The 249-nt window shown below is 45.4% G+C and carries 1 protein-coding gene; it reads left to right on the plus strand.

The annotated features are described in order from the left end of the window. Positions 1–249: SDR family oxidoreductase (locus Q4563_RS21570; protein WP_303605982.1), on the plus strand; the 249-nt coding region annotated here is incomplete at both ends.

Genomic DNA, 249 nt, shown 5'->3' on the forward strand with positions numbered 1-249 from the left:
TTTCATGCCTTGTCATCGTCAGAACTGGATATATCCGATGAGGCAGCTGTCAATAACGTACTAAGTGCCATAAAGCCCGATGTTGTTGTTAATGCCGCGGCCTATACCGCAGTTGATAAAGCAGAATCAGAACATGATTCAGCCTACAAGGTTAATGAAACCGGCCCTGCTTTATTGGCTTCCTGGTGTGCCGGCAATACTGCTCATTTTATACATGTGTCCACCGATTATGTGTTTTCTGGCGAAGGA

It is taken from the genome of Gilvimarinus sp. 1_MG-2023 (assembly GCF_030548285.1).